Source organism: Phycisphaerae bacterium (genome assembly GCA_012729815.1).
Classification (GTDB): Bacteria; Planctomycetota; Phycisphaerae; order JAAYCJ01; family JAAYCJ01; genus JAAYCJ01.
Window position 1 is genome coordinate 1 of record JAAYCJ010000321.1, and the last position, 20,740, is coordinate 20,740.

A 20,740-nucleotide genomic window follows, 5' to 3' on the forward strand; every position below is an offset into this window, starting at 1 on the left:
ACGACCGCCACGTGATGGATGTACGGCCCTTCGATAAACGCCCGCTCCCACTTCGGCCAGTCGTCCACTTCCATCCAGACGTAGGTGTTCTGGGTCTGCGGGCCGGGCACGGCTTGGCCTTCGCCGGCGATCAGGCGGTAGCGTCCGCCGTCGCCGTCGAACCGGGCCACGGTCAGCGGGCCGCCTCGCAGTCGCGCGTGCAGCATGCCGGAAAGCGGGCTGGGCAGGATCCAGTGCTTGCCGATCCGCTTGGCGCTGTCGTCGGCGATCAGCGTGGTCGGGCCTTCCGCGTGCCACAGTAACACCGCGTCGTCGTTGTCCGGATGCCGTATGGTCAGGTCGGCCAGAAACGACGGCGTCCGCTCCAGCGTCGCCGCCTCAGCCAGCACCGACGAGATCGCCCCGTGCACGTCCGTCTCGCAGACCACCGGCAGCCCCTTGTCGCCCGCCAGGGCCCTCGCCAGCGAGTCGTAGGCGCCCAACTCATCCGGCAGCGATGTGAACGATTCGACGGCGATCGCCAGCAGGCCCTGTTCGTGGGCCCATTCCAGGTAGAAGTCGCGCAAGGCCAGCAGCCGCACCAGCGGTTCGTCGCTTTCAAAGCCCTCGAACGTGAAGGTCTGCTTCAGCTCCGCCAGTTCCTCGCGATAGCGGCCCTCCCGCTCGGCGGCGGTCTGTCGAACCCGCTGCACCACCTTCACCAGGTCGATCGGGACGATCTCCACGCCGAACCGTTCGAGCAGTTCGCTCTCGTTGATCTTGGTCGTCCAGAAAAAGTCGATCCGCCCGCCCACCAGGCCGATCCGCAGCCGTCGCGACGCCTTGACCACCGACGCCGTCCGCATGAAGTCCATCATGCCGTTCCGGAATGCCGGCTCATCGATCCGGCCGTTCTCGACGTAGGTAAACGGCACGCCGAGTTTGACCAGCACCTTGCTGGTGGCGAACAGCCCGCAGAGCGTATCGCGAAGCCGCGTGCCGTCCGCCAGCGGCGCCTCGTCGCGCGGGCCCCACAACAGGACCGGCAACCCGAGCTTCTTGGCGATCATCCCGGCGGCCCCTTCGGTGCCGAAGTTGCAGTGCGGCACAAACAGGGCGTCCACGCCCTCGCGGCGGAAAAAGTCCACCACCGGCCCCACGTGTCGCTGATCCCGCACCAGCCCGTCGTCGTCGGGCAGCACGTCGTCGAGATCGACGTACCAGATGTCCCAGGCGTCCAGGCAGGCTTTGATCCTCTGTTTATAGTCGATCGCGTCCTCATGCGAGAACACGAACTTGCCGATCGGGCAGAGCCCAAGTTTGACGTTCCGCCAGTTCATCCGGCACTCCTTCGTGTACGGGTCAGGACCTCAAGTCTACCCCGGACGCCAACGGCGTGACAGGAGATTCGCTAGCGATCCGCCAGCGGCTCATAGCGGGCGATGTCCCGGCCGGTGTAGATCTGGCGGGGCCGCGCAATCTTCATCTCCGGTTCCGCGTGCTGCTCGCGCCAATGGGCGATCCAGCCGGGAAGACGGCCGATGGCGAACATCACCGTGAACATGTTCGTCGGGATGCCCATCGCCCTCAGAATGATCCCGCTGTAGAAGTCCACGTTCGGGTACAGCTTGCGCTCGACAAAGTACGAATCGGCCAGGGCCAACTCCTCCAGCTTTCTGGCGATATCCAACAACGGATCGTCGATGCCCAGAAGCCCCAGCATCCGGTCCGCCGCCGCCTTCAGGATCTTCGCCCGCGGGTCGTAGTTGCGGTACACCCGGTGCCCGAAACCGGCCAGGCGGAACTGGCTCGTCTTATCTTTCGCCATGCGAATGCAGTCCTCCGGCGTCATGCCGCCACGGTGGATCTGTTCGAGCATCTCGATCACATCCACGTTCGCCCCGCCGTGCAGGCGGCCCCACAACGCGCACACCGCCGCCGCGCAGGACGCGAAGCAGTTCGCCCGACTCGAGCCCACCATCCGCACCGTCGACGTGCTGCAGTTCTGCTCGTGGTCCGCATGGAGAATCAGAACCAGGTTCAGCGCCTCCTCCACCTCCGGGCGCAGGACGTACTCCCGATGCGGAAGCGAGAACATCATGTGCAGCAGATTCGCGCAATACCGCAGGTTCGGGTCCGGGTAGATGAACGGCAGGCCCAGCGACCGACGATAGGAGAACGCCGCGATCGTCCGCACCTTACTGATCAGGCGGGCGCTCATCTCCTCGAACGCGTCATCGTCCTCGAGCTGGAAGAACTGCGGATGGAAACACGACAGGGCGTTGATCATCGCCGACAGCATCGCCATCGGCGGAGCGCTCACCGGAAAGCCCTCGAAGTGATGCTTCATCGACTCATGGAGCAGCTCGTTGTTCGTCAATCGGCGGCTGAACGCCGACAGCTCCTTCCGGTCGGGAAGCCGCCCGTAGATCAGCAGCCACGCCACCTCCACGAAATTCGTCGTCGCTCCGGTCAGTTCCTCGATCGGAATCCCCCGATACCGCAGAACCCCCTTCTCCCCGTCGATGTAGGTGATCGCGCTCTCGCACGAGGCGGTGTTCCCATAGCCCGGATCGTAGGTCACCAAGCCCGTCGTCGCCCGCAGCTTGCGGATGTCGATCCCCCGCTCCCCGTGAACCCCGGTCACCACCGGCAGTTCCACCTCCCGCCCGTCAACCGTCAGCTTCACCGTCTCACCCATCGGAAACCTCCCGTCAGAAGCGATCCGCCCAGCGGCCGACCGGTCCCCGACCGTACGTTCGGATCAGAGGCCGTCACCCACCGCATGGATCGCGGTTCCGATGGCGGCCCGACCATCGCATAACCCTGCAGCGGCCCGCGCCGCTGCACCCTTGTTCGCACCAGTATTATACGATGCCCTCCACATCCGGTTCAGAACCCGCCCTCAGCCTCCCCTCGCGAAGGTCCATCAGCGGATGCACGTCGGCTTCATTAGGGCCGACCGGCGCCGCCCCGCCAGATCTCACGCACGTGGTAGATCCGCTTGCCCGAGGCCTCGAAGTAAATCCGCGCCAGCACCTCGCCCAACAGCCCCATCGAGACGAAACTCACACTCACGATCACCAGCAGCACCGTAAGCAGCACGAGCGGCCCGTGGAAGGCCATGATATCCATCCCGCGCGCGAACTTGTCCCACAGGATGTACAGCCCGAGCACGAAACCCATCGCGAAACAGATCAGACCCAATAGCCCGAAGAACTGCAGCGGGCGGTGCAGGTAGCGCAGCAGGAACCGTACGGTCAGCAGGTCGAACAGCACGCGGACCGTCCGCCCGATGCCGTAGTTGCTCTTGCCGAACGGCCGGTTGACGTTCTGGATCGGAAGCTCGGTGATCTTGGCCCCCACCGAACTGGCCAGCGCCGGGATGAACCGGTGCAATTCGCCGTAGAGCCGAATCTCCTTGATCAGCTCCGACCGGTACGCCTTGAACGTCGTGCCGAAATCGTGAATCTCCACGCCGGAGAGCCACCGCATCAACCGGTTGGCCACCAGCGAGGGAATCCGACGCACCCAGAAATTGTCCACCCGCTTTTCACGCCAGCCGGAGACCAGGTCGTAGCCCTCGTCGATCTTGGCCACAAACCGCGGAATCTCCTCCGGGTGATGCTGAAGGTCGGCGTCCATGGCGATGATGGTCCGGCCGCGGGCCTCGTCGAACCCAGCCGCCAGGGCCGGGGTCTGGCCGAAGTTTCGCCGCAGCAGCACCAGCCGCACCCGCGGGTCGTCGCCCGCCTCACGCTTCAGGACGGCTACGCTGTTGTCCCGGCTGCCGTCGTCGACAAAGACGATCTCCCAGCTTCGGCCCAGATCCATCAGGACCTTGCGGGTCCGGCGGTACAGCTCGGCGATCGAGTCCGCCTCGTTGTAGACCGGGAAAACGATCGAAAGCTCGACGTCCATCACCGGCTCTCCCGGCCCTTCGACGGCCCGCTCGCCGGATGCGGCGGGCGATCCATGGACAACTCGCGATAGCTTATCAGCCTGATGTTGCGCAACCGACATCGCTCTATGACCTCTCGATCCGTAAGCAGTTCCAACTCCGTCTCCCGCGAACCGGTAAGCCGCGTCTCGTCGGAGGCCAGACCGCAGGCGTAGCCTGGATGAACCATCAGCTCCGTCGTGCCCGGCGATAATCGATCCAATATATCCAGAAGCCCCTGCTTTGTCCATGAACCGGTCCACGAGATGCCCACGAAACGATCCGCAGACGCCACTTGTGATGATTTAATATAATAATTACATATTAACGCCATCGGACTCAGCATCGCCAGCTTGACCCGCGTGGCCGGCTGGCCGCCGCCCGTCCACCATCGCTCGCGCAAGGCCCGCACGGCGGGGATCGAGAACTCCTCGGCGATCCGGCAGACCATACGTCCGATAACCGGGCAGAAGTGCAGATGCTTGTGGGTGTCCAGGTGCGTCGGCGTGGTACCGTGGTCCAGCAGCCACCGGACCTGGGAAGCGAAGTGCTGGTAGAGCTGATCGCGGGCGACGCGGCTGAGCCGCACCGCCAGCCAGAGCCGAATCACCCCAAACCGCGCCCGACCGTCGGTGTGGTAGATCGCCGAGAGGCGGCGGGGCTCCACCAGCGACCGGCCCAGACCGTAGGCCAGGTGCACGCCCACGCCCAACTCCGGATTCTCAGCGGCCAGACGCACCGCGTGCTCCGCCGCCGGGCCCGTCGCCGCCAGCGTCGCGCTGGTCACGATCCCGTTGCGGTGGGCCTCGACGATCCCTTCGTTGACCCCTTCCGACCAGCCGAAGTCATCCGCGTTGACGATCAGACGTCGTTCCAACATCCTTCCCTTCCGCCGTCGCGTGGCGATGGTTTTTGATGAGCGCCAAATTCCGGACATAAATGAATACGCCCAGCCCCTGTCCGAAAGTGAAGACGGGGTCGTTGATCCCGATCGCATAGATGGTCAAAATGATCCCGCCGAGCAGCGACAGATACCAGAACACGACCGGCACGTAGCTCTGCTTCCGCCGCTCCGAGGCGATCCACTGGACAATGAATCGTGAACCGAATACCGCTTGTCCGGCGAAACCCACCGCCGTCCACGCGCTGAAATCAAAGGGATTCGTCATCGGCGCATTCCTCAATATACTCCGGCTGGAATCTTGTCTGCCGAAAAGCTCAGTAGACTACAACGGCCTCGCCAACGCAAGCGAATCGCCCGCAGCGGCCGCCTTCTGTGCTGTTGAACCGGCCCGTTCCGCGGGTACAATGCGGGAGCATCACCAGTAACCCAAGAGGAGGCCGCCATGCCGACTTACGAATGTGACGTGGTTGTGACGGGGGCCGGACCGGCTGGGTTCGCCGCCGCGACATCCCCGCCGGCTTACGACATCGACGCCGCCGAGATCCGTTAACCGGATGAAACACTGAGCTTCCAGGAAACCACTGCCATGCAAGTCACGCTGAATGCCAACCACGGCTCCGACGTCGACGTCCTGGTCTGCGGTGGAGGGCCGGCGGGCGTAGCCGCCGCCGTCGCCGCCGGGCGACAGGGGGCTAGGACGCTGCTCGTCGAGCGGTTCGGCTGCCTCGGCGGGGTCGCCACCAACTCGCTGGTCGGCGTCTGGCTGGGCAGCTACTCCCGCGACGGCCGGTTTCCCGTCATCGCGGGCGTCTTTCAGAAGGTCGTCGATCGTCTGGTCGCCGAAGGGGCGGCCGTTTCACAAACCCAGGACGTGATCAGCGGCACCCGTCACGTCGGCTACGGCCCCAACCACGGCCGGACCGTGCCATTCGAATTCGAGCCCTGCAAACGCATCCTCGACCAATTCGTCGGCGAGGCCGGAGCGAGAGTCCTCTTTTTCACCACCGCCATCCATCCCATCGTCGAGAGCCGCCGCATCGCGCAAGTCCTTCTGCACGGCAAGTCCGGCCTGACCGCCGTGCGTCCCAAGACCGTGGTGGACGCCACCGGCGACGCCGATCTGGCCTTTCGGGCCGGATGCCCCACCGTCAAGGGCCGCGACGAGGACGCCCTGATGACCCCCGCGTCGGTCATCTTCGTGCTCGAGGACGTCGACTCAGCCGCGTTCGAAGCCTACTGCCGCGACACCGGCGACGTGCGTTTCCGCCGCATCATCAGCAACCTGCGAGAAACCGGCGAGTGGCCCTTTTCCACCGACATCATCGTCGGCTGCGAGATGCCCAGGCGAGGCACGTTCTTCATCAACGCCCTGTGCCACTGCGGCATCGACGGGACCGACGACGCGAGCCTCACCCGCGGCATGATCGAGGGCCGATCCGAAGCTCACAGCCTGTTTCAGATCATGCGGAAGCATATGCCCGGTTTTTCTCGCTGCCGGCTCACCCAGACCAGTCCCGCCATCGGCATTCGCGAGACCCGCCGCATCGTCGGACGCTACACCCTCACCGACGAGGACCTTTTGGCCGGGCAATCCTTCGACGACACCGTCGCCCTCACCGGCTATCAATGGGATATGACCGACCCGAAAAAGCCGTCGCATCAGCCGATGGATGGCAAACCCATCACTAAGCCTTACACCGAAATCCCCTACCGCTGCCTCGTCCCGCAGGCCATCGACAACCTGATCGTCGCCGGACGCAGCATCTCGGTCTCATGGAACGCCCTGGGACCGGTCCGCATCATGCCGTGCTGCTTCGCCACCGGCCAAGCCGCCGGCGCCGCAGCCGCCCTGGCCGCCGCGTCAGGCGCCGCCGTCGGCGAATGCGATCCGCACCAACTCCAGAACGTCCTGCGATCCGCGGGGGCGATCATCCAACCCGCGATCGGCTGATCGATCCTCAATCCGTCAGGCGATCGAGCACGATAAAGCCGATGACCTCTTCGTCGTTCGTCAGGCATCCGCTGTTGGGCGTCTGACGCAGGGCGCGGAACGCCACCGTGTTGCTCGAACACGACACGTCCGTCGCCATCAGCGTGCCGGTCTGGCTCTCGTTGAAGGGATCGTCGAACGTCTCGAAATCCCCGCCCGTGCTCATCTGCAGATGCTCGACCGCGGCGTCCACCGGGCCGATCCCCGCAATGAACCACCGCGACCCGTCCGGCGTGATGCACATCGTCCGGCCGTACCCGGCGATCCCGCCCGATACGCACGCCGACTGGCTGCCGAGGTTGTCAAGCTGTCCCGCCGTCGTCGAACCCGGCGCATCGGCCACTTCCCCGATCGCGCTGCGGAACAACTGCCCGTCGTCGGTCATGTCCGCCTCCTCGGCGAACATGAAATACCCGAAGCTGCCGCCCTTGATCGCCACCGGCAGGCTCGGGCTCGCCGGATTGTTCGTGAAGACCGTGATCGTCCCGTCCGTCACGTCCAGCAGGGCGCGATCGTCGGATGCCCCTTGCCCGTAGATGATGTAATCGCCGTCAATCGCCATCTGGACATTGTCCTGAAAACCGTCCTCGAACACGTCAATCGCCAGCGGAATCGCGTTCGGGTCGTCCACGTCGAACACGTAGATCATCTCGCCCGGACTCTCGCCATGCGCCGCCACCCGACCGGTCGTCGCGTCCACCGCCACCTGGTCGAAGGAGCCCTCAAACCCGTCGGGATTCGGGAAACTGATCACCTGCGGCGACGAACCGCTCACGTCGATCACCTTGATCACGTTGCCGTCTTCCACCTCGTCGGCGTCATTGATCGTCGCGATCAGCGACCCGTCCGCCGCCATGTGGCCCGGAGCCTGAACTTCAACGGGCATCACGAACGGGTCCAGCTCAATCTGGCTGCCCGGAACGTCCGTCAATATCCCCGTCTCGGTGTCGAAGATCGCCACCTGGTTCGAGCCCCGCACCAGGGCCACCTTCTTGCCCGCCACCCGGAAATTCCTGGTCCCGAACAGCGTGCCGCCGGTGATCTCCGTCGCCGTCGTCGCGTTCGGGTCCGTGGTCGAGGCCTTCAGCCAGTAAACCGTATCGTTATCCCCGAACACCACGATATCATCTCCCGCCTCGATCCGACCCGGATTCAACGAAAGGCTGATCAGCGTCTTGACCAGCGCCGGCAGCGCCTCGTTCGGATCGCTCGTATTCGGATCGGCGGTGTTGGGGTCCGTCACATTCGGATCGATCGTATTCGGATCGACCGTGTTGGGATCCGTGGTGTTTGGATCGGTCGTATTCGGATCGGTCGTCGGGCCGCCGCATCCCTCAATCCCAACCAGGGCCACCAACACAACCGCCACCCACACCGAAAACGCAAACCGTCTTCGCAACATCGCACTGCCTCCGAAAGATATATCCCATTACTCGCACCCTCTCAGCAGGATGAGAAACTCAGTTGCACCAGCGCAATCATCCTACCGCCACGATCAGGGCAAGGCAATCGGAATTTCAGTCTGACTAAGAAAAAAGGAGCCGCTACGCCGCCGGTATCTGGCCCACTCCGTCGATCACGTGCCGCGGCTGATACGGAAATCGCGGCAAGTCCTCCCGGCCGGTGATGCCCGAAAGCACCAACACCGTCTCAATCTCCGATTCGATTCCGGCCACGATGTCGGTGTCCATCCGGTCGCCCACGATCACCGTCTCCTCGCGCCGGCACCCGAGACGCTTGAGCGAATCCCGCATGATCAGCGGGTTCGGCTTGCCGATGAAGTATGCCTGCCGGCCGGTGGCCAGTTCGACCGGGGCGATCAGCGCCCGGCACGCCGGCAGGATGCCCCGCTCGCCCGGACCGGTAACGTCCGGGTTGGTCCCGATCAGCTTCGCCCCCGCCAGCACCAGGCGGATCGCGGTCTCGATCTGCTCATAGCTGTAGCCTCTCGTCTCGCCGACCACCACGTAGTCCGGCCGAACGTCGTCCATCGAAAACCCCACGTCGTAGAGCGCCTGAATCAGACCCGCCCCTCCGATCACGTAGGCCCGTCCGCCCGGACACTGCGAAGCCAGAAAGCTCGCCGTCGCCAGGGCGGAGGTCATGAAATGCTCCTCACCCACCTCGACCCCCATCCGCAGCAGCTTCTCCTCCAGCTCCCGCGGCGACCGCTCGGAACTGTTGGTCAGGAACAGGTACTGCTTGCCCGCGCGCTTCAGCCACTCCACGAACGCGCCGGCCCCCTCCAGCAGCCGCCCGCCGTGATAGATCACCCCGTCCATGTCGATGATAAAGCCCCTTTTCTGCCGAAGTACGTCCATCGCCGCTCATCCTTTACGCATCGCCGGTCGTTGCCAAAAGCTTGGATTATACCCGCCGGCCGGCCGTCGTCACAGCCCCCGCCGCGGGCAATTCGTCCAAAAAGCGATATTCCCGCCATCTGCCTGTAGCGGTATGGACGCGGCTCGGTATAATCGGGCGCGCCCGGTCGGCGACCGGAACGGTCAGACCGAGGGCTTGTGGAGTTCGAGCAAAGCCGACGACCCAGCGAGCAAGGCATCCTACCGTGAGTTCCGAACTGACCAACGTCGAACGCATGCGACGCCTGCCCTGGCTCTACGCCAGCACGCTCGCCAACACCGTCTTTTGCCTCCTGACCTTCTTCGGCTCGGTCTTCGTCATGTTCCTGGACGCCCTGAAACTCGATAAGGCGCAGATTGGATTCCTGCTCTCGCTGCTGCCCTTCGCCGGATTGATCGCCGTCCCCATCGCCCCCACCCTCTCGCGTTTCGGCTGCAAACGCATCTTCATTACGTTCTACGGCGCCCGCAAGGCCATCACCGCCCTGCTCCTGCTGACCCCGTGGGTCCTGGCCCGGTACGGCGAGGCCGCCGCGTTCTGGTTCGTGGCTGCGGTAGTGCTGGCCTTCGCGCTGGCCCGGGCGGTCGCGGAAACCGCCTGGACCAGCTGGTTCCAGGAAGTGATCCCCAACCACGTCCGCGGCAAGGTCGGCGCCGTCAACACCATCGGGGCGACCGTCGCCGGCATTGTCACGCTCAGCGTCGCCGGCTACGTGGTCGGCCGTTTCACCGACCTGGGCCTGAGCCGGTTCATCATCCTGATCGCCGTCGGCGTGGTCGCCGGCGGCGTCTCGATACTTTTCTACTCGGGTATCCCGGGCGGAGCCGCAAACCCTTCCCTTTCCACCGGGCGCACCGAGTTCGCGATGATGACCGACGCCCTGCGCGATGCGAACTTCCGGCTCTACCTGCTCGGCCTGGCCGCGGTGACCTTCGGCCTCGTGCCCCTGCTCTCGTTCGTGCCGCTCTACATGAAGGAACAGATCGGCCTGAATCCCGGCCGCGTGGTCTACCTCGACGTCGGTTACTACCTGGGCCTGCTGGCCTCCTGCTACCTGTGGGGCTGGGCCTCCGACCGCTACGGCAGCAAGCCGGTCATGCTCTCGGGGCTTTGCATGTTGCTGGCCCTGCCCGTCCTCTGGTTTCTCATGCCCGCCCACAGCGTCTGGAGCCTCGGGGTCGCAATGGCCATTGCCCTTCTGTTGGGCATGGCAAGCCAGGCCTGGGGCACCGGCTTTTCTCGCTACCTCTACGTGACCGCCGTCCCTCCCGAAAGCCGCACCGCCTACATGCCGATCTTCTACGCCTGGGCCGGACTGACCGCCGGACTCGCTCCGCTTCTGGCCGGGTGGTTCCTCGACCGCTGGGCCGATCTGAACTTCACCGTCGCGTTTCTGCGCGTCACTCCGTTCACGCCCCTGTTCGCCGTCTGCGTTGCACTGCTGGCGGCCGGCATCATGATCATGAGCCGCGTCCGCACCCACGGCGAGGTGTCAACCCCCAAATTCCTCGGCATGTTCTTCCAGGGCAACCCGCTGATGGCGATGGAGTCCCTGGTCCGCTACCGCTGGGCGGGCGATGAGCGCCAGCGGATCCACGTGACCCAGCGCCTCGGCCAGGCCCGCAATCCCCTCAGCGTCAATGAGCTGGTCGAGGCCCTGCACGATCCGAGTTTCAACGTCCGCTACGAAGCCATCACCGCGATCTCCAAGATGCCGCCCGAACCCGTCCTGGTCGACGAACTGCTCATGGTCCTCGGCGGCGACGAGCCCGACCTGGCCATCGCCGCCGCCTGGGCCCTCGGGCGCCTCGGCGACTCCAGCGCCGTCCTGCCGCTCCGCGAAACGCTCCTGTCCGACTATCCGCTGCTGCGAGCCCACAGTGCCCGCGCCCTAGCCGCCCTGAATGACCGATCGAGCATCCCGTTCCTGCTCGATCAATTCCGCGAGGAATGCAACGACGGGGTCTGCCTGGCCTACGCCTCCGCTCTGGGCGTCCTCCGCGCCGCTGAGGCCATCGACGATCTGCTGGCCGCCCTGGAACGCATGGGCCGAGAGGCCCCGCGCCAGGAACTGGCCCTGGCCCTGGCCCGAATTGCCGGGTCCGAGCGGAACTACATCGGCCTGTGGCGGGGCTTCCGCACGGACCCTGGCACCGCAGCCGCCCAGGCCCTCCTGAACCTCCGCAAGTCGCCCGCCGCCGACCCGGAGCTTCGCCGCCTCATGGAGCAGTGCGTCCACTGCTTCGCCCGCAACGATCTGGCCCTCGGCGCCCAAGGACTCTGCCAAATCCTGGACGGCGTCTGCCAGAAGGCCCGCCGCGAGAGCCTCCAAAAGATCCTTGGCCAGTGCGCCGCTTGTCTGCGCCGGTCGGACCAGGTCCGTCCGGAGTACCTCCAATTGGCCCTGCACGCGATCGCCCTCGGCCTCAACAGCCGCTGCTGATGAACCGATGCGGCACGCGACCCGCCTGCCGCGCGAATCCCGTTGCCAGGACAGGCTGCGATCGCTATGATGTCATTTGGGCCGCAAACGGCTCAGCCGCGAAGGTGTCGCTCGACGGCCGAAGGAATGGGGGGCGGTCGCGCCCACCGCGACCGGAGAATTCCCGTGTGTCCGCCTCAGCGGATCAGGGACCGAGACATGACCGACAACCGGAAATCGCTTTCGATACAACTTGTTCTGTTCTTCGGCGCCATCATCTGCATGTCCGCTGCGATGGGCGTCCACGAGTCCATCTTCAACAACTACCTCGCCGACACCTTCAACCTTTCCGCGCCCGCCCGCGGATGGCTCGAGATGCCGCGCGAACTGCCCGGGTTTCTCGTCGTGGTGATGGCTGGCGTCCTCTGGGCCCTGCCCGTCACCCGTTTGGGACTGGTCGGAGCCGCCATCTTTCTGGTCGGAACGGTCGGCTTGGCCGTTCTCGGCTCGTCCTACGGGGCCATGGTCGTCATGATGGTGCTGGCCAGCGCCGGGCAGCACCTGATCCACCCCGTCTCCGCCTCCATCGCCCTGGCCACCAGCGACGCGACCAACCGCGGATGGCGGATGGGCCAGATGCGGGCCACCGAGACGATCGGCCTGATCCTCGGCGCGGGAATCGTCTGGTTCCTCTTCGATAAGGTCCATCCGCAGTATCGTCTGGGATTCCTGATCGCCGGCGTGGTCGGTCTTCTGGCCGGTATCTTCTACGGCTTCATGCACATTCCCCAACTCCACAAACCACGCCCCAAGCTGGTGCTCCGACGGAGGTTCACCCTCTACTATGTTCTGGAATTCGTTTTCGGGGCCCGCAAGCAGATATTCCTGACGTTCGGGCCTTGGGTGCTGATCCAGGTCTACGGCCTCTCCGCCTCGTCCATCGCCGGGCTGCTGATGACCGCGGCGATCATCGGCATCGTCTTCAAACCCCTTGCCGGGCTGGCCATCGACCGCCTCGGCGAACGGGCCGTCATGGTCGTCGACGGCCTCGCGCTCGCCGTCGTCTGTCTCGGCTACGGCTATGCCCTGCACCTGGTCCTCCTGACCCGATCCGTCGCTCCCGGCTACTTCCTCGCCGACGGACTCTTCTCGTCAGCCGCGTTCGGCTCCACCGTCGGCACGACGGCCCGCACCCTCGCCTGCGGATGCTTCATCGCCGATAACCTCCTCTTCGCCCTCGGCTCAGCCCGCGCCACCTACCTCTCGCGAATGAGCCACTGCCACCAGGAAATCTCCTCCACCCTGGCCATGGGAGTCTCGATCAACCACATCGCCTCGATGACCATTCCGGTCGTCGCCGGCGCCCTCTGGGCCGCCCTCGGATACGAACACCTCTTCGCCGCCGCCGCCGTTCTGGCCCTCTCCATCTCAGCCCTCTCCACCCTCGTCCCCGCCCGCGGAGTCCCGCTCATCGCCCACCAACCGCCCGCCCCCGAACCGCCTCTGGAACCCGAACTGCAACCGGTCGCCGCCGAATCCAGCTCTCTCGCCAAGTAACCGTTCGAATTCTTCTGCCGCCGAGAACGGCATTCTGGCTTCTGAATTCTCTCTTCTCAGTAATCCGGCTCCGCCGTCCGCAGCAGTTCCTTCCACCGCCCGATGTGCCCGTGCTCATCCGCCAGGTTCTTCTCGATCACCGCACGCGTCTCATCGTCCCACTCGACCGACTTGAGCAGTGCCCGGTAGTCCTCGATCGTCCCCTTCTCCACCCATATCCCCGCCCGCAGGCTCCGCGTCCGCCCCATCAGCCGCGAACCAAAGCCCACCATCGCCCCCGCCCAACCGTACAACCCGCGAATCCAACTCGGACGGCCGCTGTACTCGAACAACTTGACCATGTAATCCTGCAGGTGAGTCATCTCGTTGCACATCGCCGCGATCAGCTCCCGGTTGTGCTCGCACATCCGACGGTGAATCTGGTACCGATACACCCCCACCGCCAGCGTCTCAAGATTGCACAGCCGCCGAAGCCCTCGCCGGATCGCCCGCCGCTTCCGCCGCGACATCGCGTGCCCGCGAATCTTGAACTGCTCGATCCGCACCTCCGGCCGGATCACCGATACGTCATGCCCCCCTATCTCGCCTCCCGTCGCCTGCGATCCCACCGGCGCACCGCTCGTCTTCGACTCCACCATCACAAAACCCTCCCGAAATGATCCCCACGATGCCTCCTATTCTACCCGATACCAGGCATCGAAAGCAACCGGCCACCCGACGCGGCCCAAACGCAAACCCTGACGCGGCCGCTATCCGTCGATCTGCTTCTCAACGTACGCCAGCCATTCAACCGTCTCATCCCGCTCGTCCGTCATGCCGGTATCGAGGGCCTGCCGCAGGAACTCCCGCGCCTCGGTCCACCGACCCGACTGCATCGCCTCCTGGGCTTGGAACAGCAACGACAGCCCCTTCACGCGTACGGCGCAGTGCCTGACGTACTGCTTGAACTTGCGACACTCCGCCAGATCCGCATCGCGAAGCTCACCGGCGTCCCGATCGAGCTGATCCAACACGCCCACCGTCTTCGAAAAAACCTCCAGCCGGTCCTTGCCATGCCTTCCCAGGTCTGTGCTCAACTGCCAGCGATACTGCGGCATCTTGCGGTTCCATCCCAGACCCCACGCGTCCGTCGACCGATTCCACGGAAACCGATAGATCAAGGCCTGAAGGGAACTCAATGCCGCGTTCAGCCGGTCCCACAACGCTTCCCCCTCCAACGCCTGGGATTCCCCGAACGCCCATCGATAGTAGTCCCGACGGTAGGCGCCCGCGTCAAAACCCTTGTCCTCAGCCATGCGGGCCCACAACCCGCCGTTCTGATAGCCCACCCAGCTCATGCCCTGGTCGCTCTCCGTGTTCCAGGTGATCCACAGCAGGAACATCTGGTCGATGCCCATCCGCTTGAACTCCCGGAAATCCGCCGCCATCGAGGGCCCGAACACCGGACAGAGATTCGACAGCATGAAGGTGTCGGTGTGCATGGAAAAGACGTACGCCGCCTGCGAATTCCGACGGCAGTACTCCTGCAGGTATTCGTGAAACAGCCGATGCCCGGGCTCAGGGTTCTCCGCCAGGGGAATTGAAAGGTTCTGCCCCCAAAAGGCGAACAGCGTCGGGACGTCACGGCATTCGGGCGGCACCCGCAACGTCCGCGTCGTGCTCTCAACCGTCAGCGGCCGTTCGCGATTGTCGAAGTTGTACGCCTCCTGAAAGACCTCCACGTCGGGCAGTTCCTCCTGAACCCGCTGGCGTATGCGCTTCACCGCGTTCCCGTATAACTCCATGAACGGCTTGTCTCGGCACCGCTCGCACCGGCACACCGCCCCGCCGTCGCCCGGCCAGATGCTCAGCCGCTTCATTTGCGGTATCCGCCGAAGCGATGCGATCACGTTCCTGGCGCATTCCTCGACCGCCTCAGCCGCCGAGTAGCAGAAATTGTCGCCCGTGTACTTGCCGCGAACGCGCTGCCCGTCAACCTGCGGATACCAATCCGGATGCCGGTCGTAGTATGCATCCGACTTGAGGAAGTAACACATCGCATGCCCGCTGCCCTCGAGCATCAGGCCGCGAAGGTTGACCGCGTCGATGATGGCATTGGCGTCCACGTGGCTGGTGCTTCCGTCCCAGCGCCACATATCGAGGCCAAACGAGTTGAACCGGTTCTTGGCCGCCCAATCGACCAGTTCGACCGTCATGTCCAACTCCGCGCGAATCGTCCGGACGTCGAATTCAGCCGTCTGCGCCCTTCGCGCGTCGCGGGGAATCTCAAGGCGATCCCGCTGCGGAACGCACTCGAAATCCGGCGAGAAAAACCGCACGCCGCCGAATGTCTCCAGAAAGGCATAGACCCCGAACAGGACGCTGCGGGAATTGCTGCCGGCGATCACGAGGTTATCGCCCTGCGTCTCGATCGAATACCGGTCCCGATCCTCGTCGCCACCCATCTGCTTCAAGATGATCGCCGGCTCCCCGGCGGCAACACCGGCAAGCGGCAGCCAAACCCCTCCAATCCGCTCCAGGTACCGCCGCAACTCAGCCGCCGCGAAACGGATCGTCTCAGAGCCCTGGGCAAGAATACTGTACGCGGACCGACGGCATTCAAACAAGGTCAGGACGGACATCCGGGCCTCCCGCTTGAAGGGATCTACCGCCTTCGTTTCCTTCCATTCGAAGCTCAGCCGCCCTGCTTCGCCGCCACCTGCTGCTTCTTCAACTCGCCTGCCTCGTGGGCGCCCACGAGTTTGACGTTCGGCTTGACCATTTCGATCGGGTCCTCGTCGGTCGGCATGGGCGGATAGTCCGGGCGGCGCAGGCCAGGCACCAATTCGGCGATTCGGACCGCCTGTCCGCTCGCCATCGAGTGGTTCGCCGCCACGCCGGTCAGGATCGAATACGCTCCGCTTCGCTCGTCGGCGGCCCGGAGGTACTTGTCCTTCGGCGGATCGACGGCGAACAGATCGGCCAGCAGCGGGTCGTCGCCGCCGCCGTGGCCGCCCGTACCCGTCCACAAATCCACCGAGTACGACGTCTGGAAATGCGGGAAGACCCGTGTGTGCGTCCCCTCGTTGATCAGCTCGCCCGGCACCGTCCCGTCGCCGTTGATGTACACCGACTCCTGGCAGACGTGCTCCAGGCGGCCCTTCGAACCGTTGAACGCGATCATGTACCCTTCCCACGGCGTGAACGCGTTGAGCGAATACGACAGCTTCGCGCCCGTATCGTACTCCACCACCACGTTCATCGAATCCTCGATGTCGATCTGATCGCTGAACACGCACCGGTCGCGGATATACCCGTCGTGATGCTCGTTTTCCAGATACAGGTCCCGCAGGCTCTCGTTCGACCGCATGTCCACGTGGAACGAGCACTTGCCCGCCTCCGGACAGTCCAAACAACGCTCCGACCGCTTCGTCAGCCCCGCCCGCTCCGCCGTCGCCGGCGTGTAGAACTTGCGGTGCCCCATCGCGAACACCTTCGTCGGCACCGCCGACAGCCACCAGTTCACCAGGTCGAAGTGGTGCGTCGCCTTGTGCACCATCAAGCCGCCCGAATTCCGCTTGTTCCGGTGCCACCGCCGAAAGTAATCCGCCCCGTGATGCGTGTTGAGCAGCCAGTGAAAGTCCACCGACTGAACGTCCCCGATCACCCCGGACATCAGCATGTCCTTGATCTGCGTCCGCGGCGGCGAGTAGCGGTAGTTGAACGTCACCGTGCACTTGCGGCCCGTCGCCTTCTGCGTCTCGATGATCTTCCGGCAGCGGATTTCATCGGTCGTCATCGGCTTTTCCGTGATCACGTCGCAACCGAGTTCCATCGCACGGCGGATGTAGTCGCTGTGAGTCACGTCCGGACCGCTGGTCACGATCACGCAATCGGGCTTCTGCTCGGCCACCATCCGCTCAAAGTCTTTCGCCTCGTAGCCCGGAACCTCCCGCCCCGTGTCCGCCGCCCACGACACCCGCATCTTCAGCCGGCCCGGATTGATGTCGCAAAAACCCACCATCTCGCAGACGTCCGGGTAGCGATCCATCACCGCACTGGTGTACATCCACGACCGACCGCCCAGACCAACCTGCGCAAACCGCTTCTTCGCCATCATGACCCTCTCACTGTTCTCTGTCGCCTGTCACAAAAAGCACGTTTTTCGCCTGTGGCACGGCAAAATCTAGATTATCCCACGCCCAACCGACCATAACAAGGTTCTGCCGCGAAATTCCCGCCACGACCCCGCGATCACCGCGCCTGCCGGCCCCGCCGCCATTCGATCACCAGGATCACAAAAAATGCTTATATAGCCTTGTAATACGTATTACGGGTCATTATAGTATGGGCTAAGAGACTGGTATGCCTGCGAACATGTTGGAGATCGACTGATGAAGATGTCCTGGGTTCTTGTTCCGGCGATGGTCCTGATCTGTACGTTTTCGGCGATCGCCGACGAGGCGGCAAGCCGCCCCGCCGGCTCCCAGCTCCACTCGCAGGTCCGCGACCGGCTGGAGCCGGCCGATCGCCTGCTGGTCGCCTTTCAACAATCCGAGCGCGACCGATCGCCTGCGGTGGGCTTTCGGGCCAAGGACGACCCGGCCCTTGGGGCCGACGTGCGGGCATGGTGGGACGAGCGGGCGTTGACCCTGGAAGTGCGGGTCTTTGATCCGACCGACGGCCCGGGCGGGGTCGGCGCCGAGCTGTGGATCCATGACGGCATCCAGGTGGGCATCGAGACCAATCCCGAGAACGACATCCTCCTGCCGGGCTACACGCCCACGTCGTTCGAAATGGGGTTCTCGCCCCAGCCGGACGGCGGCGTGGCCATGTTCTGCTGGCAGCCCGGCGGTCTGGCCATGGACGACGTGCGGGCCGAGAGCGAGAAACTCGAAGCCGGATATCGCCTCACCGCTGCGATTCCATGGAAGATGCTCGGCGCCGCGGCGCCGTTGCGATGGCTGGGCCTCAACATCCTGGTCAACGACGGGTCCAACGGCCGACGGTTCACCGAGTGGACCAGGGGCATCGGCGACGGCAAGGATCCCAACGAATACGTCCGCGTCGCCCTCGTCGGCCGCGACGCGGGCCAATCCTCCGCCGGCCGCTTCGCCACCGATCAGATGGTCGGCAAGGCCTACGACGAGGACGAGACCTTCAGCGGACGGTTCGTCGAATATGCGCTCGCCGATCTGCCCGCCCAAGAGGTGACCCTCACCGCGACCCACGAAAACGGCCAGGCCATCGACCTTGGAACGGCCGATTTGCCTCCAGCCGCCGCGGGACAGGTGCGAGTGATCCAGTTCACCGCCGCAGCCTCGCGCCTGGCGGCTGAAGGACGCTACCGGCTCTCGGCCTCCGATCGTCCGGTGACGGCGGTCAAGCCGATCGTCCGGACCAACACCAAACGCCGCATCGAGGCCAAGATACAGGAGCTTTCAGATCGGACGGATGCTCTTGAAAAGCGTCTGGCCGAACGTCCCGAGCACGCCGCCGACGCTTACGTCGGCATGGGCGTGCCGACCGCAAGACGGTTTCTCGATCACGTCCGCGCCGGCGGCTGGGAAGGTAATCAATCCGACGACTGGGACGTGATGCAGCTCGAGGAGGTCGAGTGGATCCTCGATTGGACGGACGAACGTCTGGATCGCCTCTCGCGCGGCGAGGTCCAGGTCTACCAGCGGCCGGTCCTGCGGCCGGAAACGGTGACTGTCCGCGACGGTGCGTTCCACGGCAAGATCATCGGCGACGATCGTGAGCGCCCGCTCTACCTCGGCGGCTACGGGGCGTGGGACAAAGTCATTACCGATCTCCCGTTCCTCACCGCGGTCGCCACGAACCTCACCCAGCAGAGTGCCTGGTCGAAGATGATGCAAAAGGACGGCTCGATCGAGTTCCTCGGCATTCCCAGCGAAACCGGACCGAGCCGCCTGCTGAAAAACCTCGACACCTGCGCCGAGCGCGGCGTGATGGTCGATCCCATCATGACGCTTCACGTCCTGCCCGACTGGGTGGCCTACGAAGCCGACGACGTCTACGGCATCGAAGGGGGCGGCTTCATCCGCTACAAGATCGACCACCCGGTCATCCGCAGAGTCCTACGCATGTGGACCGAGGCCCTGGTCGCCCCCATCAAGGACAAGCCGGCCCTCCTGAGCGTCTGCACCACCAACGAACCCGCGTACGCCCAGAGCGGCCGCGACAAGTACAGCCGCCCAGCCTGGATCGCATATCTCAGAGAGCGACACGAGACCATCGAATCCCTCAACGCCCTCTATCAAACCGAATACGCGACGTTTGAAGATGTCCCCGTTCCGCCCCTGCTCAAGTCGATCAGCGAGTTGCCCAAGGAACTCACGGCGCTGCGGTGGTACTACGACTGGATGGCCTTCAACAACCGCCACCACGCCGCCTTTCACCGCTGGCTCCACGACGAGATCAAGGCGGTCGGACCGAACGTCCGGGCCCACACCAAGATCATGCCGCTGCTCTTCGACCGGGCGAACCTGTTTATGGGCATCGACCCGGAGCTGATGACCGAGCCGATGGACCTGGCCGGCTGCGACTCGTTCGGCAGATGGTCGTGGACTCCCGGCGGCGAGTATGCCTACGACTGGCAGGAAGAAGAGGCCTGGTATGAATTGCTCTTCTCGTTCGGCGGCAAGCCCGTCTACAACTCGGAGAACCACCTGCTCAACACCGATCTGCCCCCGATCCACATCCCGGTCGGCCACACCCGCTGCGAGGTCTGGCAGAACGCTCTGCACCACCTGACCGCCAGCGCCATCTGGGTCTGGGAGGTCTTCCCGCCGTACGAAGGGGCCACCATCTACCGCCGACCGGCCAACATTTACGCCGCGGGCAAGGCCGCTTTCGACGCCAACCGACTTGCCAATGAGGTCGCCGCGATCAACGCCGATCGCCCGGAGGCCGCCATCCTCTACTCGATGAACTCCATCTTCTGGCAGGATGACTGTCCCGCGTTGATGCCCAAGATATTCACCGCACTGATGTTCATGGGCAAGCCCGCCACGTTCATCAGCGAACGCCAACTGGCAGCCGGGGTGGTCCCGGCGAACCTTAAGTGGATCGTTCTACCCCACGCGACCCACCTGACCGATGAGGCCGTCGCGGGTCTGGCACGTTTCGTCGAATCCGGCGGCCGCGTCGTAAACGTCGGAAGCGAGTGCATGGCGTGGGACGCCTACCACCGCCCGCGCTCATTGCCACAAGTCCTGGCCCAGGCGCCGACGGTCGATCTGCCCGCAACCGAGAAGCAACTCCACGCCGCCCTTCGGGAGATCTTCAGCCGCGGGGGAATGGAATTCCTCGCATTGCTCGACGCCGAGACCGGCCAACCCGTCTGGGGTGTCGAATACCGCGCGGTCGCCTACCGCAACCGGCTCCTGGTGCCGATGGTCAACTTCCTGAACCGTCCCCAGCGGGTGCGTGTCCACTTCAAGGGCCAAGCCATGGACCTCCTGGCCGAGCGCTCGCTCGACCTGGATGCCGGCGAGGGCATTGCCCTCGAATCGCTGCAGCCGAGGGTGCTGTCCATCGGCGATTGACCCCAGAACGCTCAGAAAACGCCACAGCCCCCTCCCG

At 64.5% G+C, this 20,740-nt stretch carries 14 protein-coding genes; 4 read left to right on the plus strand and 10 right to left on the minus strand.

The annotated features are described in order from the left end of the window. The 5 genes from GXY33_21010 to GXY33_21030 all read right to left on the minus strand — a co-directional run. Positions 1 to 1,319 (minus strand): fucose isomerase (locus GXY33_21010; protein ID NLX07625.1); only part of this gene is annotated, 1,319 nt, incomplete at its 3' end. Positions 1,320 to 1,390: 71 nt separating this feature from the next. Next, positions 1,391 to 2,680 carry a citrate synthase gene (locus GXY33_21015; protein ID NLX07626.1) on the minus strand — a complete coding sequence of 430 codons (1,290 nt, stop codon included), beginning with the start codon at positions 2,678 to 2,680 and terminating at the stop codon, positions 1,391 to 1,393. Between the two features lie 251 nt (positions 2,681 to 2,931). Next, entirely contained in the window at positions 2,932 to 3,900 is a 969-nt protein-coding gene (locus GXY33_21020) for a glycosyltransferase family 2 protein (protein NLX07627.1), read from the minus strand. Further along, entirely contained in the window at positions 3,900 to 4,799 is a 900-nt protein-coding gene (locus tag GXY33_21025) for a ChbG/HpnK family deacetylase (protein ID NLX07628.1), read from the minus strand. The genes GXY33_21020 and GXY33_21025 overlap by 1 nt, the downstream gene beginning before the upstream one ends. Beyond that, the gene (locus GXY33_21030) at positions 4,765 to 5,088 is read right to left on the minus strand and encodes a lipid A biosynthesis (protein NLX07629.1); all 324 of its coding nucleotides are present in this window, start codon (positions 5,086 to 5,088) and stop codon (positions 4,765 to 4,767) included. The genes GXY33_21025 and GXY33_21030 overlap by 35 nt, the downstream gene beginning before the upstream one ends. Positions 5,089 to 5,409: 321 nt before the next feature. On the opposite strand from GXY33_21030, the gene GXY33_21035 reads away from it, so the two are divergent. Then, positions 5,410 to 6,774, plus strand: coding sequence for an FAD-dependent oxidoreductase (locus GXY33_21035; protein NLX07630.1), 1,365 nt, complete (start codon positions 5,410 to 5,412; stop codon positions 6,772 to 6,774). Between the two features lie 7 nt (positions 6,775 to 6,781). Here GXY33_21035 and GXY33_21040 read toward each other — a convergent pair whose 3' ends face one another. Further along, on the minus strand, positions 6,782 to 8,215 hold the full coding sequence (locus GXY33_21040; GenBank protein ID NLX07631.1) for a hypothetical protein: 1,434 nt from the start codon (positions 8,213 to 8,215) through the stop codon (positions 6,782 to 6,784). A gap of 142 nt (positions 8,216 to 8,357) precedes the next feature. Further along, positions 8,358 to 9,134: an HAD family hydrolase gene (locus tag GXY33_21045; GenBank protein ID NLX07632.1), complete on the minus strand. Its 777-nt coding sequence runs from the start codon at positions 9,132 to 9,134 to the stop codon at positions 8,358 to 8,360. 245 nt (positions 9,135 to 9,379) lie between these two features. Here GXY33_21045 and GXY33_21050 point away from each other — a divergent pair, with 245 nt between their 5' ends. Next, complete coding sequence (locus GXY33_21050; GenBank protein NLX07633.1) at positions 9,380 to 11,617, plus strand: MFS transporter; 2,238 nt, start codon at positions 9,380 to 9,382, stop codon at positions 11,615 to 11,617. Between the two features lie 198 nt (positions 11,618 to 11,815). Continuing rightward, positions 11,816 to 13,153, plus strand: coding sequence for an MFS transporter (locus GXY33_21055; GenBank protein ID NLX07634.1), 1,338 nt, complete (start codon positions 11,816 to 11,818; stop codon positions 13,151 to 13,153). Between the two features lie 56 nt (positions 13,154 to 13,209). Here GXY33_21055 and GXY33_21060 read toward each other — a convergent pair whose 3' ends face one another. The 3 genes from GXY33_21060 to GXY33_21070 form a co-directional block, all read right to left on the minus strand. After that, positions 13,210 to 13,791: a ferritin-like domain-containing protein gene (locus GXY33_21060; GenBank protein ID NLX07635.1), complete on the minus strand. Its 582-nt coding sequence runs from the start codon at positions 13,789 to 13,791 to the stop codon at positions 13,210 to 13,212. Between the two features lie 111 nt (positions 13,792 to 13,902). Continuing rightward, on the minus strand, positions 13,903 to 15,774 hold the full coding sequence (locus GXY33_21065) for a DUF4838 domain-containing protein (GenBank protein NLX07636.1): 1,872 nt from the start codon (positions 15,772 to 15,774) through the stop codon (positions 13,903 to 13,905). A 53-nt stretch (positions 15,775 to 15,827) separates the two neighbouring features. Continuing rightward, the gene (locus GXY33_21070; protein ID NLX07637.1) at positions 15,828 to 17,249 is read right to left on the minus strand and encodes a Gfo/Idh/MocA family oxidoreductase; all 1,422 of its coding nucleotides are present in this window, start codon (positions 17,247 to 17,249) and stop codon (positions 15,828 to 15,830) included. A 277-nt stretch (positions 17,250 to 17,526) separates the two neighbouring features. On the opposite strand from GXY33_21070, the gene GXY33_21075 reads away from it, so the two are divergent. Further along, positions 17,527 to 20,703 carry a hypothetical protein gene (locus GXY33_21075; GenBank protein NLX07638.1) on the plus strand — a complete coding sequence of 1,059 codons (3,177 nt, stop codon included), beginning with the start codon at positions 17,527 to 17,529 and terminating at the stop codon, positions 20,701 to 20,703. Positions 20,704 to 20,740: the final 37 nt, after the last annotated feature.

Bases quoted from the DNA above. Each gene is read 5' to 3' on its own strand.
- GXY33_21045 (NLX07632.1), bottom strand. From the start codon at position 9,134: ATGGACGTACTTCGGCAGAAAAGGGGCTTTATCATCGACATGGACGGG.
- GXY33_21075 (NLX07638.1), top strand. From the start codon at position 17,527: ATGAAGATGTCCTGGGTTCTTGTTCCGGCGATGGTCCTGATCTGTACG.
- GXY33_21020 (NLX07627.1), bottom strand. From the start codon at position 3,900: ATGGACGTCGAGCTTTCGATCGTTTTCCCGGTCTACAACGAGGCGGAC.
- GXY33_21015 (NLX07626.1), bottom strand. From the start codon at position 2,680: ATGGGTGAGACGGTGAAGCTGACGGTTGACGGGCGGGAGGTGGAACTG.
- GXY33_21025 (NLX07628.1), bottom strand. From the start codon at position 4,799: ATGTTGGAACGACGTCTGATCGTCAACGCGGATGACTTCGGCTGGTCG.
- GXY33_21065 (NLX07636.1), bottom strand. From the start codon at position 15,774: ATGTCCGTCCTGACCTTGTTTGAATGCCGTCGGTCCGCGTACAGTATT.
- GXY33_21060 (NLX07635.1), bottom strand. From the start codon at position 13,791: ATGGTGGAGTCGAAGACGAGCGGTGCGCCGGTGGGATCGCAGGCGACG.
- GXY33_21055 (NLX07634.1), top strand. From the start codon at position 11,816: ATGACCGACAACCGGAAATCGCTTTCGATACAACTTGTTCTGTTCTTC.
- GXY33_21070 (NLX07637.1), bottom strand. From the start codon at position 17,249: ATGGCGAAGAAGCGGTTTGCGCAGGTTGGTCTGGGCGGTCGGTCGTGG.
- GXY33_21035 (NLX07630.1), top strand. From the start codon at position 5,410: ATGCAAGTCACGCTGAATGCCAACCACGGCTCCGACGTCGACGTCCTG.
- GXY33_21040 (NLX07631.1), bottom strand. From the start codon at position 8,215: ATGTTGCGAAGACGGTTTGCGTTTTCGGTGTGGGTGGCGGTTGTGTTG.
- GXY33_21030 (NLX07629.1), bottom strand. From the start codon at position 5,088: ATGACGAATCCCTTTGATTTCAGCGCGTGGACGGCGGTGGGTTTCGCC.